The sequence below is a fragment of the Dickeya dadantii NCPPB 898 genome, assembly GCF_000406145.1.
GTDB lineage: Bacteria > Pseudomonadota > Gammaproteobacteria > Enterobacterales > Enterobacteriaceae > Dickeya > Dickeya dadantii.
Genome location: NZ_CM001976.1, coordinates 1,693,426 through 1,708,441, shown reverse-complemented (window position 1 = coordinate 1,708,441; position 15,016 = coordinate 1,693,426). Strand labels below are relative to the sequence as shown.

General features: G+C 59.6%; 12 protein-coding genes. 7 read left to right on the top strand and 5 right to left on the bottom strand.

Annotated features, from left to right (window positions below):
• Nucleotides 1–55: 55 nt before the first annotated feature.
• The 4 genes from DDA898_RS08005 to DDA898_RS07990 form a co-directional block, all read right to left on the bottom strand.
• On the bottom strand, nucleotides 56–1,024 hold the full coding sequence (locus tag DDA898_RS08005) for a nucleoside hydrolase (protein ID WP_038910840.1): 969 nt from the start codon (nucleotides 1,022–1,024) through the stop codon (nucleotides 56–58).
• Nucleotides 1,021–1,974, bottom strand: a complete 954-nt coding sequence (locus DDA898_RS08000) for a nucleoside hydrolase (RefSeq protein WP_013317360.1) — start codon at nucleotides 1,972–1,974, stop codon at nucleotides 1,021–1,023. Before DDA898_RS08000 ends, DDA898_RS08005 begins: the two co-directional genes overlap by 4 nt.
• Nucleotides 1,971–2,855, bottom strand: coding sequence for a dihydrodipicolinate synthase family protein (locus DDA898_RS07995; RefSeq protein ID WP_038910839.1), 885 nt, complete (start codon nucleotides 2,853–2,855; stop codon nucleotides 1,971–1,973). Before DDA898_RS07995 ends, DDA898_RS08000 begins: the two co-directional genes overlap by 4 nt.
• A gap of 221 nt (nucleotides 2,856–3,076) precedes the next feature.
• Nucleotides 3,077–4,615: an ABC transporter substrate-binding protein gene (locus DDA898_RS07990; RefSeq protein ID WP_038900867.1), complete on the bottom strand. Its 1,539-nt coding sequence runs from the start codon at nucleotides 4,613–4,615 to the stop codon at nucleotides 3,077–3,079.
• Between the two features lie 166 nt (nucleotides 4,616–4,781).
• Between DDA898_RS07990 and DDA898_RS07985 the strand changes: the two genes are divergently transcribed.
• From DDA898_RS07985 to DDA898_RS07975, 3 genes are all read left to right on the top strand, one after another.
• Nucleotides 4,782–5,681, top strand: coding sequence for a LysR substrate-binding domain-containing protein (locus tag DDA898_RS07985; protein ID WP_013317357.1), 900 nt, complete (start codon nucleotides 4,782–4,784; stop codon nucleotides 5,679–5,681).
• Between the two features lie 186 nt (nucleotides 5,682–5,867).
• Nucleotides 5,868–6,635 carry a CDP-diacylglycerol diphosphatase gene (locus DDA898_RS07980; RefSeq protein ID WP_038910837.1) on the top strand — a complete coding sequence of 256 codons (768 nt, stop codon included), beginning with the start codon at nucleotides 5,868–5,870 and terminating at the stop codon, nucleotides 6,633–6,635.
• A gap of 397 nt (nucleotides 6,636–7,032) precedes the next feature.
• Nucleotides 7,033–7,959 carry a LysR family transcriptional regulator gene (locus DDA898_RS07975; protein ID WP_038910836.1) on the top strand — a complete coding sequence of 309 codons (927 nt, stop codon included), beginning with the start codon at nucleotides 7,033–7,035 and terminating at the stop codon, nucleotides 7,957–7,959.
• Between the two features lie 60 nt (nucleotides 7,960–8,019).
• Here DDA898_RS07975 and DDA898_RS07970 read toward each other — a convergent pair whose 3' ends face one another.
• The gene (locus DDA898_RS07970) at nucleotides 8,020–9,117 is read right to left on the bottom strand and encodes an ABC transporter substrate-binding protein (RefSeq protein WP_038910835.1); all 1,098 of its coding nucleotides are present in this window, start codon (nucleotides 9,115–9,117) and stop codon (nucleotides 8,020–8,022) included.
• Nucleotides 9,118–9,393: 276 nt separating this feature from the next.
• Here DDA898_RS07970 and DDA898_RS07965 point away from each other — a divergent pair, with 276 nt between their 5' ends.
• The 4 genes from DDA898_RS07965 (at nucleotide 9,394) to DDA898_RS07950 (ending at nucleotide 14,885) form a co-directional block, all read left to right on the top strand.
• Entirely contained in the window at nucleotides 9,394–10,962 is a 1,569-nt protein-coding gene (locus DDA898_RS07965; RefSeq protein ID WP_498371145.1) for an ABC transporter permease, read from the top strand.
• Nucleotides 10,959–11,762 carry an ABC transporter ATP-binding protein gene (locus DDA898_RS07960; RefSeq protein WP_038910832.1) on the top strand — a complete coding sequence of 268 codons (804 nt, stop codon included), beginning with the start codon at nucleotides 10,959–10,961 and terminating at the stop codon, nucleotides 11,760–11,762. The genes DDA898_RS07965 and DDA898_RS07960 overlap by 4 nt, the downstream gene beginning before the upstream one ends.
• Before the next feature lie 31 nt (nucleotides 11,763–11,793).
• Nucleotides 11,794–13,587, top strand: coding sequence for an aryl-sulfate sulfotransferase (locus DDA898_RS07955; RefSeq protein WP_038910830.1), 1,794 nt, complete (start codon nucleotides 11,794–11,796; stop codon nucleotides 13,585–13,587).
• A gap of 212 nt (nucleotides 13,588–13,799) precedes the next feature.
• Entirely contained in the window at nucleotides 13,800–14,885 is a 1,086-nt protein-coding gene (locus tag DDA898_RS07950; protein WP_038910829.1) for a hypothetical protein, read from the top strand.
• Nucleotides 14,886–15,016 lie beyond the last annotated feature (131 nt).

Below are 15,016 nucleotides of genomic sequence, written 5' to 3'. Positions count from 1 at the left end.
TCCGCGCTGTCCGTGTCCAAACTGACTGCGCCAATGACGCCTATTGAGATAGGTTCTAAGCGTGGCGCTCCGGGACATTCGCCCGACCATAGCGACTAAGCACCTGGACCAGCAACGACAGAAAGCCGGGTTCATCCACCGACAGCATCACCAGCGCATTGGGCACCTGCGACAGCTTGCCATAAAAATCCGCCCAGGTATGCCCGGCGGTTTCACCGGCGACGGTCACCCCGACCCGCGCCTCCCGTCCGGCAAACAGCGACGGCTGCAATAGCCAGGCGATGGTGGTGGCGTCGTGCACCGGGCCGCCTTCGCGCCCGAAACGCGCCATGTCGCCGCGGTCAAACGCATCCAGCAGACGGGCGATGGCCTGACCGGGCCGCCCCGCGTCGCGCTGCAACACGTCGATTTCCTGTTGGGTAATCAGCGCCTGAAACGTCATGTCCAGCGGCATGATCACCAGCGGAATGCCACTGCCGAAGACCCGGCTGGCGGCGTGCGGATCGGCATAAATATTAAATTCGGCCCACGGCGTCCGGTGGCCGAGCGCGGTAAAAGCACAGCTCATGCTCACCACCTGACGGATGCCGCGCGCGACATCCGGGTGCTGAATCAACGCCAGCGCCAGATTAGTCATCGGCCCGATGGCGCAAAAGGTTATCGGGTTCTGCTCTTCGGCCGCCCGACGCGCGGTGCGGACGATAAAATCCACCGCGTGCTCCTGCGCGACCCGGCTCTCGGTCGTCGGCACCAGCTCATCGCTGAACGCGCCGATATGGGCGTACTTGCCATAGCGCTGCGGGCCGATGAGCGGTTTTTTCGCTCCGGCGAACACCGGCACGTCATCACGGCCGGACAGCGCCACAATTCGCCGGGCGTTCGCCAGCGTATTTTCCAGCGCCACGTTGCCGGCTACCACTGTAATGCCCAACACCTCCAGTTCCGGCGAGGCCAGCGCCAGCCACAGCGCGATGGCGTCGTCTACGCCGGGATCGGTGTCAATAATGATTCGCTGACGTGTCATTTCGCGGTTCCATAGGCTGAAAACAGCTGACAGAACAACTGAATCACCTCGTCTACGTTAACGCCGGTGACCACGTCGACATTCGCCGGCAGGCCGGATTTACCGTAGATATCCATCACACTCTGCCCCATACACAGTTCGCTCTGATGCTCCACCAGCACCCGCGCACGCTCCGTCTGGAACAGATCGGGGCGCAGCACCCAGGCGATCACCAGCGGATCATGCAACGGTCCGCCACGGGAACCGTAACGTTTGACGTCGTTGCGATCCCAGAACGCCATCAGTTGACTCAGCGGGCCGCGCAACCGCCCGGCATGGGCTATCAATTCGCTCACCCGCTCCGGCGTCAGAATCACCTGATGGGTAGCGTCCAGCGGCAACAACGTCATCGGCACATCCTGCGAGAAGACGATGTGCGCCGCGTGCGGGTCGGCCAGCAGGTTGAATTCCGACGTCATGGTGCGGTTGCCCAACTCCCGGCAGGCGCCGCCCATCGACACAATTCGCTCAATGCCGGCCACAATATCGGGTGCGATGCAAAACGCACTGGCCAGATTGGTCAGCGGCCCCAGCGAACACAGCGTGATGCGCTCGCCGCTCTGCGCCGCTTCCCGGCAGCGTGCGATTAGAAAATTGACCGCGTGCTGCATCTCCGCCGCTTTACGCGGCGCGGGAAAATCGCTGTCGCCCAGCCCATTCTTGCCATGAAACTGACCGTGGATCGGCTCGCGCAGCATCGGTTGCCAGCAACCGGCGAAGACGGGAATATCGGTACGTTGGCCCAGTTCGACGACCTGCAACGCATTGCGCAACGTGGTGGGCAACGGCTGATTACCGTTCACCACGGTAATGCCCTGAATCGCCAGCTGTGGGGCGACGAACGCGCTCAGCAATGCCAGCGCGTCGTCAATACCGGGATCGCAATCAATGATAACGGGAATAGACTTCACAACGCGCCCACCCCTTTCAGCACGCTGGCGATTTCTTCCCGGGCATGATGATTCAGCGGCTGTTGCGGGGCGATCGGGTTGCCGACCGCGAATCCCTGCATCTCCAGCGCGGCTTTGATGCAGGCGGCCACCGAGTATTTGGCAAAAATTTCGTTCACCCGCCACAACGGACGTTGCAGTTCCATCGCCAGTTGCCAGTCGCCGCGTTTGGCGGCGTCATACAGCGCCAGACTCTGACGCGGCACGATACAGGCCGGGCCGGCCATCCAGCCGACGCCGCCAATCAGCATCACGCAGGCGGGAATATGGGCCGAGGCGGCGAAGACCTGCATGCGTCCGCCGGTGCGCTCAATAATCGACAACAGCCGACCGGTATTGGTGGAAGCATCCTTGATGTAGCGGATGTTTTCCACGTGGCTTAACCGCTCGATCACCGGCAGGCTAAGGTCGGAACGCTGAAAATGGGGGTTGGTGTACAGCACCACGGGCGTGGGGTGCGCGGCTTCGGCAATCGCCCGAAAGTAGCTCTCCACCCCGGCGTCGGTCAGCGGAAAATAGGCTTCCAGAATCGCCAGAATTCCGTCGACGCCCAAACCGAGGTAGGCGCGCGTCTGCGTCTGCGCATCCTGAATAGTGGTGGCGGCCACGCCGGCGATCACCGGCACCCGACCGCGCGCCGCTTCAACCACGGTGCTGACGACATCAAAACGCTGTTTTTCAGTCAGATAAGCGAATTCACCGGTGCTGCCAAGCGGCGTCAACCCCTGTACGCCGCTGGCGATAAGGTGCTCGACCACTTCGGTGAGGACGACTTTGTCCACATCGCCATTCGCTTTTACAGGTGAAACCAGATAGGGGAATACGCCGGAGAATTCGCTCATGGAGTGACCCTGAAGGTTGCAGGCGGGGTGTCCCGCCGCGGAATACGACGGGACACGGCCTGATGGGAGAACCCTGGTGTTAACGTAAAAATCGCACTACCCCCGTCATACTTCGAGTTGCAGGTGTGTTGTTCAACACGCAAGCGTGTTGTCCTGCACTTCGAATTATTTGGGGTGTACATTTTTCATTCACCACCAGCGCCAGGTGAGAAACTCACCGTTTACTGTTTGTGAACGAAATAGGGCAATGTGTAGCCGTCTGTGCGGCCCACGTAGCTATAGCCTTTTTTCATTGCCCAGGTATTGGAGAGAAACAGCAGCGGGATAACCCCTTGCTCCTTCATCGCCAATTCGGTCGCCTGCTGCAGCAGCGCATCGCGTTGCCGTTCATCCAGCGTGGCGCGAGCCTGATTCAGCAGCTTGTCAAATTCGGCATTGGAATACCGCCCCCGGTTTCCCTGGCCGGCATTCGGGCCAAAGGTTTCCAGCAACGGCCCCAGCACACCGGATGCCTCGCCGGTTTCAATCGCCGCGCCGCCCATCACCAGGCTGAATTCACGCTGCGCCGCCTTGGCGAAGTAGACGTTGCCGGGCATGGTGACCACCTCGGTCTTGATGCCCGCCTGACTGAACATCTGCCCCAGCGCCTGTGCGATTTTGGCGTCGTTGGGATAGCGATCGTTCGAGGCGTGGAACGTCAGGGTAAACCCGTTCGGGTAGCCCGCCGCCGCCAGTTTCTGTTTCGCCTGCGCCAGGTCGTAAACCGGCGCCGGTATGTTGGCGGAATATCCCGGATACCCCTGTGGCACCAACTGCGACGAAGGCAGCCCCTGACCGTCGAGAATCCGTTGCACCAGCGCGTCGCGGTTGATCGCCAGCGACATCGCCTGACGCACCTCCGCTTTTTTCAGCGGATTCTTGCCGTCATCACCTTTAGCGAACGGCGACACGTCGCGGTCCTGATCCGGATGCAGATACAGGATGCGGTTACCCGGCACCGACTCCGTGGCGAAGGCCTGCTGGCGAGCGATAGTGGCGCGGTCCGCCGTCGGCACGCTTTCGATCATGTCCACATCGCCGGAAAGCAAGGCGGCAATGCGGGCGCTGCTGTTCTTGATGACGCGCAACGTCACCGTGTCCCATTCGGCTTTACCGCCCCAGTAGTGGTCGTTACGACTCAGCACCACCTTGTCATCCGGGGTATAGGAGACAAATTTGAACGGGCCGGTGCCAATTACGTCTTTACCGCCGTTCAGCACGTCAGTCGGCTGGTCGGCCAGCCGCGCCGGCAGTATCGCGATGCGGCTCAGGTTGTTGAGCAGCAGTGCCGCCGGTCCTTTGGTCTTGATTTCCACCGTCAGCGGGTCGATTTCACGAATCTCGCTGATGTCCGCCACGTAGGGCGTGTAAGCGCTGGGGCTGTTTTTTGCCGCCAACGCGACGCGTTTCACACTGGCCACCACATCCCGGGCGCTAAAATCGGTGCCGTCATGAAACTTAACGTTCGGTCGCAATGTAAATTGCCAGGTGGTGTCGTTAACCGCTTTCCACGACACCGCCAAAGCTGGGGTAATTTGTTGTTTTTCGTTTTGGTTAACCAGCCCGTCGAACAGATTGCGGGCCATGGCGCTATTAGCGCCGCCGACATAGAACTGCGGATCCATCGATGTGGTGGATGACGCCAGTCCAATCGTCAAATCTGCTGCCTGCGCGATGGGCATTAACGTCATCAGGCCGGCAACAAACAACATTCCTTTCATGGTTACTCCTTTAAATTCGGATCCATCCCGCATTCGGGTTCATCACGCTTTGTTCAAATCTATGACAAACTGTAACCTTCGTGATGGAGTCTACGTGTTGGTTAAAATAATTAAAAATCGTATTTTGTACCGAATTCATAAATAAACATTATGGTTGGTAACATCTATGAGCCGTATCAACTTAAGACAGGTTGAAGCATTCCATAAGGTGATTCTGACCGGCGGCATCACACAGGCCGCCAATATCATGAATATCACCCAACCGGCGGTCAGCCGGCTGATCAAGGATTTTGAGTACGCGGTTAAACTAAAACTGTTTGATCGGGATGGCCGGGGGCTGGAACCCCGTGAAGAAGCACTTAAGCTTTTTCGGGAAATCGAACGGCTGTATCTGGGGCTGGATCACATTCTGCGGGTGGCGGACGACATCCGGCACGCCAAAGGCAGCGTGCTGCGCATCGGCGCGGTGTCCGCGCTCGCCAACCTCTGCACCGAGCGCATTTTCCCCTCGCTGCTGAAAAAATACCCCGATGTGGCGCTATCTATGGATGTGGAAAGCACGCTGGCGATCACCGAGATGGTGCTCAGCAACCAATACGACATCGGTTTTATCAACAGTACGCCGGCGATCAAGGGATTGCAGGCCGACCTGCTGGGCGTCGCCCAGGCTGTCGCGGTTGTCGCGCCGACCCACCCACTGGCGGACCGCGCCGGCATCACCCTTGACGACCTGAACCACTACCGTTCTATCCTTCCGGGGCGCAAAACCGTGCTGCGGGAACAGCTGGCGCAGGCGATCACCGCGCAAGACGTGGTGCTGCAAAGCCCGATCGAAACCTCGCTGCGCCATTGCTGCGTCATGGCGGGCGCTGGATTAGGGGTAGGGATTGTCGATGCCATTACCGCACGCACCAGCGAAGCCAGGCTGCTGATCAAACCCTTTGAACCGAAGATTGACGTCGCCTATCTGGCGATATTTCCGCCCCAGCACGCACGCAGCCTGCTGGTGGAAGAGGTCGTGCGGATTATCCGCAGGTTGATCGGCGAAAGCGCGTCGGCCGGCTAACCGGCCTGCGCCGACTGTCATCATGTCGCCATCTGCGCGCGGCACTATGCTGCGCGTAGTCACACCCATGCGGCGTGCCGTCATACGACGAATCACCTTGCAACGAATCACCTTGCAACAAATAACCTTGCGACAATTGGGTCGCAATCGATAACCATGCGGCAACCCCCTCTACGGAACCCAGCCATGATACGCAAGAAATACCTTATCGGTTTGATCGTGACGCTGTTGCTGGTCGCCCTGCTGCTCTATTTTTGGCAGCCTTTCGCCCGTCGCGGCAACGGTAACGCACTGTGGGAGTTTGTCGGTCAGCAGTGCGTTCCCAACCAGCAGAAAAATAACTCGCCCGCCCCCTGTCTGGAGGTCAATCTGCAAGGTCATTACGCCCTGTTCAAAGACCGCCGCGGCCCGTACCACGACCTGCTAATCCCGACCGACCGCATCAGCGGCATTGAAAGCCCATTGTTGTTGCAACCCGGCGCTCCCGCCTATTTCGCCGCCGCCTGGGCCTACCGCGACCGCTTGTCGCGCCAAATGGGCAAACCGATCGGCGACGATAAGCTCGGGCTGGCGATCAACTCGCTGTATGGCCGCACGCAGGGGCAGTTGCATATCCATATTTCCTGCCTGAAACCCGAGGTCTACCAGACGCTGCGCGCCCGAAACGCCAATATCGGTTACGACTGGGTGTCGCTCGGCCAGCCGCTGCTGGGCCACGATTATCTGGCAATCAAGCTGAACGGCAGCGATTTGACGCGAACCGATCCGTTCAAACTGCTCAATCAGTATGTGCAAACGCGCGAAGATCGGATGGAAAACTACGGTCTGGCGTTGACCGCCAACGCACAGGGCGAGCTGATTCTGCTGGCGGTGCGACGTGATTTTATCGGCCTGTTCAACCGCGGCTCGGCGGAAGAAATTCTGGATGTAAACTGCGCGCTGGCACAGCCCTAAAACGCCGCGCTCAACAGGGCTGCCGGGGAATAGCATCCCCTGAAAACAAGGCGGGCATAGCGTGATGCGATTTACTGATGATGGGCTGACATGTTGTGATGACCTCGTCTGGCAATGTCTGCATCGTCTATGTCGATGGTATCGAGGTAGGGCGTAATGAAGAATTTACGCTAGCGCCTTATCAGCCTGACGTGGCTGAGTCGCCTATCTTGGTCGCTCGCAGTACGCGCGGGATAGCCCAGGCTATGTCCCTCCTTACCTGGCCACTGGAGAAAATGCCGGACGCTGTCCGGCATGACCAACCGGTAACACGTTATAAGTTATGCATTTTTGTTCATTGCGTTACCCGAGTCCACCGGCCCAAGCTGCCCGGAATATTCCCCCGAGCGAGGACATCATGCACCTGGATTTACGGCAACTGCGCAATTTTCTGGCGCTGGCGGAACACCGCAGTTTCGTGCAGGCGGCTGAAGCGGTTTGCCTGTCGCAATCCGCGTTCAGCCGCAGTATTCAAACGCTGGAGCAAACCCTCGGCCACCCGCTGGTGGATCGGCACAGCAAGCAGTTTGCCCTCACCTGGCAGGGCAAAAAGCTGCTGCCTTTCGCCCAGCGCATGCAGGCGCTATCGTGGGAGTTGATTCAGGACATGCGGCAACTCGGCGAGGATGACGCCGGCGAGCTGGCGTTCGGTTGCGGCCCGGCACCGGCGGCGGCGCTGATCCCGCGGGCGGTGTCCGCCTTTCACTCGCTGCGGCCGCGGGCGCGCGTCACCTACTGCGTCGACAACTGGCATGCGCTGCACCAGCGGTTGCAGGCCGAAGAGTGGCCGTTTTTCGTGGCCGACACCTGGCAAGCCGAGCTTGACCCGCAGTTACGGGTGCAGCCGCTCAACCCACGCCGCTGTTTCTTCATTTGCCACCGCGATCACCCGCTGGCGCTGCAGGCGCAGGTCACCCCCGACGACCTGCTGCGCTTCCCGCTCGCGTCGCCCTATTTGCCGGTCGGCATGCGCAAAGTGCTGGCGGCGCTGACCGGTCAGCCGGATTACCGTCCGCAGATTCAGTGCGACCACATCTATTCGGTGTTCAGCGTACTGCGCCATACCCAGGCGATCAGTTTTTCCAGCGAGGATGGGTTTGCGCTCGGCCGCGACAGCCACCAGTTGGTGGAGATCGCCCTCACCGAGCAGCCGGCGGAATGGGCGCAGATGCAGACCCGGTTCGGGATTATCTCCAGCCTGCAAAAACCGCTGTCGCCGCTGGCACAGCTGATGATCGACGCCATTCTGGAACAGGACCGGCTGCGCCCGCCCTGCGCCGGATAATGCGTTACTGCTAATACGTTACGGCTAATGCGTTACGACTAATGTGTTACGACTAATGTGTTACTGGGGCTTGCCGCTGGCGTCATAATTCGGCCACTGACGCTCCAGTTTCAGGTCGGTCAACGCCTGATCGACAACGTGACTATCCAACCATTCCTCCACCGAAAACGCGGAACGAATTAATCCGGCGGCGTGGGCGCGTTGCACGCTGTCCTGCAGGTTGCTGCGCAGGAACGGGTCCAGACGCGGCGAACTTTGCAGGTTGAGCGAATCCGGCCGGAACTGCTCTTCAAACAGCGCGGCCGGAATCTGGCTCTGGTCCGCCATCAGTTGGATATAGTCCGCCAGATGCGCCGGGTCGCTGACCCAGTGCGCTTCCTGTACCAGCACCGCTACCAGTTGTTGAGTGACCTGCGGGTAGCGCTGGATAAAATCCTGCGTCGCCAGCACCACCGCCTGGGTGGTATTGGCCCAGCCCAGGTCGCGGCTGGAGGTAATGATGCGAATCCCCTGCGGGCGCAGCGCCAGCAGCGACACGCCGCCCCACACCGCATCGATGCGCCGGGCCGCCAGCGCCGCTTTACCGGCGGTCCAGTCAAGGTTGATGACCCGGATATCCCGCTCGTTCAGCCCGGCGCTTTTCAGCGCCCGCTCAAACGACAGTTGGTCGGCGGTGCCTTTGTAGACCGCCACCCGTTTGCCGCGCAGGTCCTCAATCCGCGCAATACCGGACTCCGGCGTCGCCGCCAGATACGAACTGGAACCGCGCGACCCCAGCAACACCCGGGTCGGCAGCCCGCCGGAACGGCCGATGATCGCCGCCAGATCGCCGAGGTACGCCACATCCAGTTGCTGGTTGGCCAGCGCCTCGTTCACCGCCGGTCCCGCGCCTTTAAAAAACGACCAATGCACCTTGATGCCCTGTGGCTCAAACGCCTGTTCCAGGCTGTGGCGAATATAGGCCAGCCCCAGCGGCCCGCCGATAAACGGCTTGCTGCCCGCGCTCTGATCCGGCAGCCCGATGCGGATTTCCGCCGGTTTGGCCTCCTGCGCTCGTGCTGAACTCCCCAGCGTCGCGACCGTCAGCAGCACTAGCCCTGCGCCTTTAAACAGGCCGACCCAGCCACGGTAACGATGGCGATCTCGTTGTTGTTGCATGTTTTTCTCCACTCATTGCAGGCGGTTTCAATGGCGAGAAACTAGCGAACGCGACCGTGGCACCGTAAATAACATTTCCATGATTTCTCAGCAAAAAAAAGCATAAATCAGCCCCGATGCCGGATAGCAGGTCATATGCATTTCTTGCACATGAGATATCGGTTTATTGCATTGGCGTATCACCGAAAAATCAGGTTTTTATACCCTATCGATTCATTTTGGCTGAGCTTACAAAGAAAAATGAATAAGCCTTTGGTCATGCATAAATCCTGGTTGATGAAAGGCCCGTCGGTGGCGCGCCCGCTCACACCGCGCCTTACCCGGCGCATCGTCGCGCCGCTGCTGTTGCCGCTGGCGGTGTTGCTGCTGTGGAGCCTCAGCAGCACGCTTGGGTGGATGCCGCCGCAAATTCTGCCCGCGCCGTCACGGGTGGCGGCAACCGCGGTTTCTCTACTACAGGGCGATCTGCTCAGTCAGCTCTTGATCAGCTTGCACCGTCTGGTCAGCGGGCTCGCCGCCGGCGTGCTGGCCGGGACGCTGCTGGGCGCCTTGATGGGGGCGTCGGTTCGGGCAGAACGGTTACTTTATCCCACCGTCTACGCGCTGGCCCAAATCCCCACGCTGGGGTGGATCCCGTTGTTTATGGTGCTGTTCGGCATCGACGACGGCCTCAAGCTGGCGGTGCTGGTCAAAGCGGTGATCGTGCCGGTGACACTGCACAGCCAGCGCGGCGTACGCGATGTTCCGCCAGCGTTGCTCGACGTGGCGCGCACCCTGCGCCTGCCGCGCCTGACTCGTCTGACCCGGTTGATTCTGCCCGCCGCGTTGCCGGTGTGGTTTACCGGCCTGCGGCTGGCGCTGTCACAAGCCTGGGTGTCGCTGATTGTGGTGGAACTGCTCGCCTCGTCGCAGGGCATCGGCTATCTGATGGTGTGGGGACGCCAGCTATTCCAGTTGGATATTGTGTTGGTGTGCATCGCCGTCATCGGGCTGACCGGTCTGCTGATGGAATGGGGCATCACCCAACTGGACCAACGGCTGATCGCCTGGCCGCACCCGCCGGTCGGCCGGCTGCACGCCGCGCCCGCCGGCCAATCCATCGGGCTGGCGGTGCCGCTGTTGTTGCTGGCGCTGTGGCAACTGGCGAGCCATCACGGTTGGGTCGACGCGCTGCTGTTGCCGCCGCCCGGCGAGGTTCTCCGCGCTATCTGGCATGGCGTGAGCGACGGTTCGCTGCCCGACGCCATGCGTCACAGCCTGTGGCGGGCGCTGGTGGGCGGCGCCCTCGGCGTGAGCGCCGGTCTGCTGGCCGGGCTGGCGCTGGGGCTGAGTACGCGCGCCGAGGCGGTGTTTACCCCGACGCTAACGTTGTTGCGTCAGGTGGCGCTGTTCGCCTGGCTGCCGCTGATTACCGCCTGGGTCGGCAATGACGACGGCGGTAAGGTGACCTTTATCGCGCTGGTGGCGTTCTTTCCGATGCTGGTTGCCAGTCATCGCGGCGTGCGCCAGCGCTCCCTCGCCTTGCAGGAGGTGGCGCAGGTGCTGCGCCTGCCGTGGTTCCATCGTCTGCGCCGGCTGATCCTACCCGGCGCGGCGCCCGCGCTGTTCACCGGGCTGCGGCTGGCGATGATTTACGCCTGGCTCGGCGCTATCGGCGCGGAATATTTCATGTCGTCCGGCACCGGCATCGGCAGCCTGATGATCAACGCCCAGCAACTGCTGGATATGCCCATTATCCTCAGCGGCATGCTGCTGATTGGCGTCACCGGCGCGCTGATCGACCACCTCGGTCAGCGGCTGGAACAGCGCATGACCCGCTGGCGCACCACAGGAGATACCCTATGACGCAACCGATCCCCCAACCGGTAGTCGCCTTCGACCGCCTGAAAAAACAGTTTCGCGTCGGCGGCAGCCCGCTGACGGTTATCGACGACCTCTCGCTGGCGATTTATCCCGGCGAGCTGGTGGCGATTGTCGGCAGCAGCGGCTGCGGCAAATCCACGCTGCTGCGCCTGTTGGTCGGGCTGGATAACAATTATCAGGGGCGCATTCTGGTGGACGGCGCGCCGATCAACGGCATCGGCGGCGAGCGCGGCATCGTGTTTCAGGAACCGCGTCTGTTTCCGTGGCTGACGGTGCGCCAGAACATCGAACTGGGGCTGGCGAGCGAAAAGATCGGCCGCGCCGACCTTACCCGCCGGGTCGACCATTTCATTCGGCTGGTGCATCTGGACGAGTTCGCCGACGCCCTCCCCGCCCAGTTGTCCGGCGGCATGGCGCAACGGGTGGCGATCGCCCGCGGGCTGGTGGGCAACCCACGTATTCTGATGCTCGACGAGCCGTTCGGCGCGCTGGACGCGCTAACTCGCCAGCAAATGCAACAGGAACTGCGGCGGATTCATCAAGAGGAAGGCACCACCACCCTGCTGGTCACCCACGACGTGGAAGAAGCAGTGTATCTGGCCGACCGGGTGGTGGTGCTCGCGCCGCGCCCCGGCCGGCTGAAACAGATCGCCGCGGTGACGCTGCCGCACCCGCGCCAGCGCGATAGCCAGGCCTTCCACCAGCAATGCAGCGAACTGCTCGCGCTGCTGACTCACTCCGATGCCCCGGCCTCGCCCGCCGCCACGCTTATCACTGACTAAATACTCATCACCGACTAACTGGAGCACGCACATGGGACACCCTTCCGTTTACCCGACCGGTACCACGATTTATCACCCGGACAAAGCCTGGAGCGGTTACACCGTCTTCCAGGCGCTGGAAACCGGCGCGGTCTTGATCGACATGAACGGGGCGGCGCTGCGGCTGTGGGAAGGCCTGCACGGTTTTCCCAACAAGCTTCTGCCGGGCGGTTATATCCTCGGTCACAGCGGCCAGCGCGACGCCCGCTACGGCATGCAGGACATGGTGGATCTGGTGCAACTGGACTGGGACGGCAACCGGGTCTGGCAATTCAACCGTTACGAACACATCCACGACCCGGACTTGCCGCCGGAATGGATGGCGCGCGCCCATCACGACTATCAACGCAGCGGCAACCCGGTGGGCTACTACGCGCCGGGGCTGGAACCGCAAGCGCTCGGCGGCAATACGCTGATTCTGGCGCACCAGAACCTGCACAACCCGAAAATCAGCGACAAGCTGCTGCTGGACGACACCATCATTGAAGTGGACTGGCAGGGCAACGTGGTGTGGGAATGGCGTTGCAGCGATCATTTTGACGAGCTGGGCTTTGACGACGCCGCCAAAACCGCGCTGTACCACAACCCCAACATGCGCAGCAGCGGCGGCGGCATGGGCGACTGGATGCACATCAACTCGATGTCCGCCCTCGGCCCCAACCCGTGGTTTGATCAGGGTGACGCCCGTTTCCATCCGGACAACATCATCTGGGACGCGCGCGAATCCAACATCATCGCCATCATCGACAAGCAAAGCGGCGACATCGTGTGGCGGCTCGGCCCGGACTACAGCACGCCGGAACTGAAGCATCTGGGCTGGATCATCGGCCAGCATCATGCGCACATGATCCCGGCCGGGTTGCCGGGCGCGGGCAATATTCTGGTGTTCGACAACGGCGGCTGGGCCGGTTACGGCGCACCTAACCCGGCGTCGGCCGACGGGGTGAAGAACGCCTGGCGTGACTACTCGCGGGTGCTGGAAATCAACCCGGTGACGCTGGATATCGTCTGGCGCTATTCGCCGTACGAAGCCGGCATTCCGCACCCGACCGACGCCTTTCGTTTCTACAGCCCGTACATCAGCAATATCCAGCGCCTGCCGAACGGCAATACGCTGATCAACGAAGGCGCCAACGGCCGCCTGTTCGAAGTGACCGTGGACCACGAAATCGTCTGGGAATATATCTCGCCGTTCTGGGGCAAAAGCGTCAACACCAATATGCTGTACCGCGCCTACCGGGTGCCGTACGACTGGGTACCGCAGCTGCCACGTCCGCAGGAAACCCCGGTACAGGCGCCGGACAACACCCGGCTACGCCAGCCCGGCGCCGCGCCAGCCGGTTTCGCCAGCGTCGTTGCCGTCAGCGAAACCCGGCCATATAAACGCGGCGGCGATGCGCTGTGCGTCGCCACCGACAGCGAAGAGCTGAAACGCAGCCCGAAGCTGTTCGCCGTCAACCGTCATCGCTTCACCGCCCTGTCGCTGACGCCGGATGAAGCGCTGTCGCTGCCCGCTGGCGACCAGTTGCTGCTGGTGGGCGCGGAACGCTGCGTGCACTGTAAGAGCCTGTATCGCCAGTTGGAAACGGTCATCGCCGACGCCGCGTTCAGCGGGTTGTCCTGCCACTATCTGGACGCCGACCACCATGTGTCGCACGCCGCACAACTACAGGTACGCTCGTTGCCCACCCTGTTGTGGCTGAAAGACGGTCAGGAACAGGCCCGGCTCACCGGCGCGCAGAGTGCGGACAAGCTGCGTCAGTGGTTACTGGCTGTATTATCGTAATTAATCTTCAAGGCCAGTACATCTGGCCTTTTCTCTTCACTGCATCGGTTGCCATGCTGAGTGGCGGCCTTTGATAAGCACGTGCTTCTTCGTCATTTATTATCTGCACCGTCAGTACATCAGAACACCATAATTTCCCGTGATTGCATCCAATTCATATAACGCGGCAATTCTTATAATCGCCATGCACATCATCGTTATCGGAGGTAATTATGGCTTACAAAAAGGCACAATTCATTTCTTATCAGCTAAATACATTCACCAGTTATAATAACAGTAAAGGTTACGGTTATTTAGGCAATGACAAGAGCGAAACCGATATTAATTATCGCATTAATATCATGAAAGACTGTATTGCCAAATCTCAGGCTTCTCTAACCCTGGACAATACCGATGAAACACTAAAAATATTTATGGCACCAGAGTTCTATTTCCGCGGAAATCAGGGCGCTTACCCGGTAGAAAAAATATCCATCATCATGAGCAAAATGCGGGAGATGACAAAAGACAAAAAATTCAAAGATTGGCTGTTTGTTTTTGGTACAGCGATCGGATATCTCAAGCACGATGATGGTAGTTATGAAATATTCAACGTCGCACTCATTCAAAAAGGTGGTTATGCCGATGCCACCAAAGATAACAGCGTTATCGTTTATAAGGAATATATCTCACATATTGATTTTTTACGGTTATTCTCAACCGGTATGAACTGCAAGTATTGTGGAGGCTTTAACGAGTTCAACTGGAACGTTAACCATGCCCGCATTGGTGTTGTCGGAGAAAATAGTAACACTCAACAGCTCACGCCGGTCAGCGGCTCCAGAGATGTGAATAGCCAACACATCAATCCCGTCGGCACCGGGAAAGAATTATCCCAATCGGGATTGGGTGGACAGGGGATTTTCACTATTGATAATGTGACCTTTGGGCTGGAAATTTGTCTTGACCATCTTAATGGGCGCTTGCATGATTCGCCACCGGCAACAGGTCAGTATATTCCCCAGATACACCTTATCACGTCAGCCGGCGCCAAAATTATCGAAAAAAACGTTATCACCACTAAAGGTGGTTTAGTATTCAACGTCGATGGCTATGCTACAACCGATATCAACAGAAATATTGGCGACCACAAAAATCCATTACTTCAGTATGACTGCACCCCTAAACCCTATCGCGTTCTGGATGCTATAAACATCGACTTAACGACCATCGCAAAATCCTGGAGGGATTATTTCACCGATCAAGGCAACGTTCTTATTTTCGAACCATTAGGTTTCCCTCAGAGTGAAAAAGCCTGACAACCGTAATAATCCATTCATACCCATCAGATGGTACGGAACGCCAAATAACTTCCGGCTGGGCATCCTGCCTGTTCTCTGCATCAGGCAAAAAACAGGCGATGACCAGCCGGAAAATAAGGGCGCCAGCC

What these genes read in the sequence shown, in the direction of transcription:
- DDA898_RS07970 (WP_038910835.1), bottom strand. Translation starts at nt 9,117, where the DNA reads ATGCAACAACAACGAGATCGCCATCGTTACCGTGGCTGGGTCGGCCTG.
- DDA898_RS07960 (WP_038910832.1), top strand. Translation starts at nt 10,959, where the DNA reads ATGACGCAACCGATCCCCCAACCGGTAGTCGCCTTCGACCGCCTGAAA.
- DDA898_RS07995 (WP_038910839.1), bottom strand. Translation starts at nt 2,855, where the DNA reads ATGAGCGAATTCTCCGGCGTATTCCCCTATCTGGTTTCACCTGTAAAA.
- DDA898_RS07965 (WP_498371145.1), top strand. Translation starts at nt 9,394, where the DNA reads ATGAAAGGCCCGTCGGTGGCGCGCCCGCTCACACCGCGCCTTACCCGG.
- DDA898_RS07980 (WP_038910837.1), top strand. Translation starts at nt 5,868, where the DNA reads ATGATACGCAAGAAATACCTTATCGGTTTGATCGTGACGCTGTTGCTG.
- DDA898_RS07985 (WP_013317357.1), top strand. Translation starts at nt 4,782, where the DNA reads ATGAGCCGTATCAACTTAAGACAGGTTGAAGCATTCCATAAGGTGATT.
- DDA898_RS07975 (WP_038910836.1), top strand. Translation starts at nt 7,033, where the DNA reads ATGCACCTGGATTTACGGCAACTGCGCAATTTTCTGGCGCTGGCGGAA.
- DDA898_RS08005 (WP_038910840.1), bottom strand. Translation starts at nt 1,024, where the DNA reads ATGACACGTCAGCGAATCATTATTGACACCGATCCCGGCGTAGACGAC.
- DDA898_RS07950 (WP_038910829.1), top strand. Translation starts at nt 13,800, where the DNA reads ATGGCTTACAAAAAGGCACAATTCATTTCTTATCAGCTAAATACATTC.
- DDA898_RS07990 (WP_038900867.1), bottom strand. Translation starts at nt 4,615, where the DNA reads ATGAAAGGAATGTTGTTTGTTGCCGGCCTGATGACGTTAATGCCCATC.
- DDA898_RS07955 (WP_038910830.1), top strand. Translation starts at nt 11,794, where the DNA reads ATGGGACACCCTTCCGTTTACCCGACCGGTACCACGATTTATCACCCG.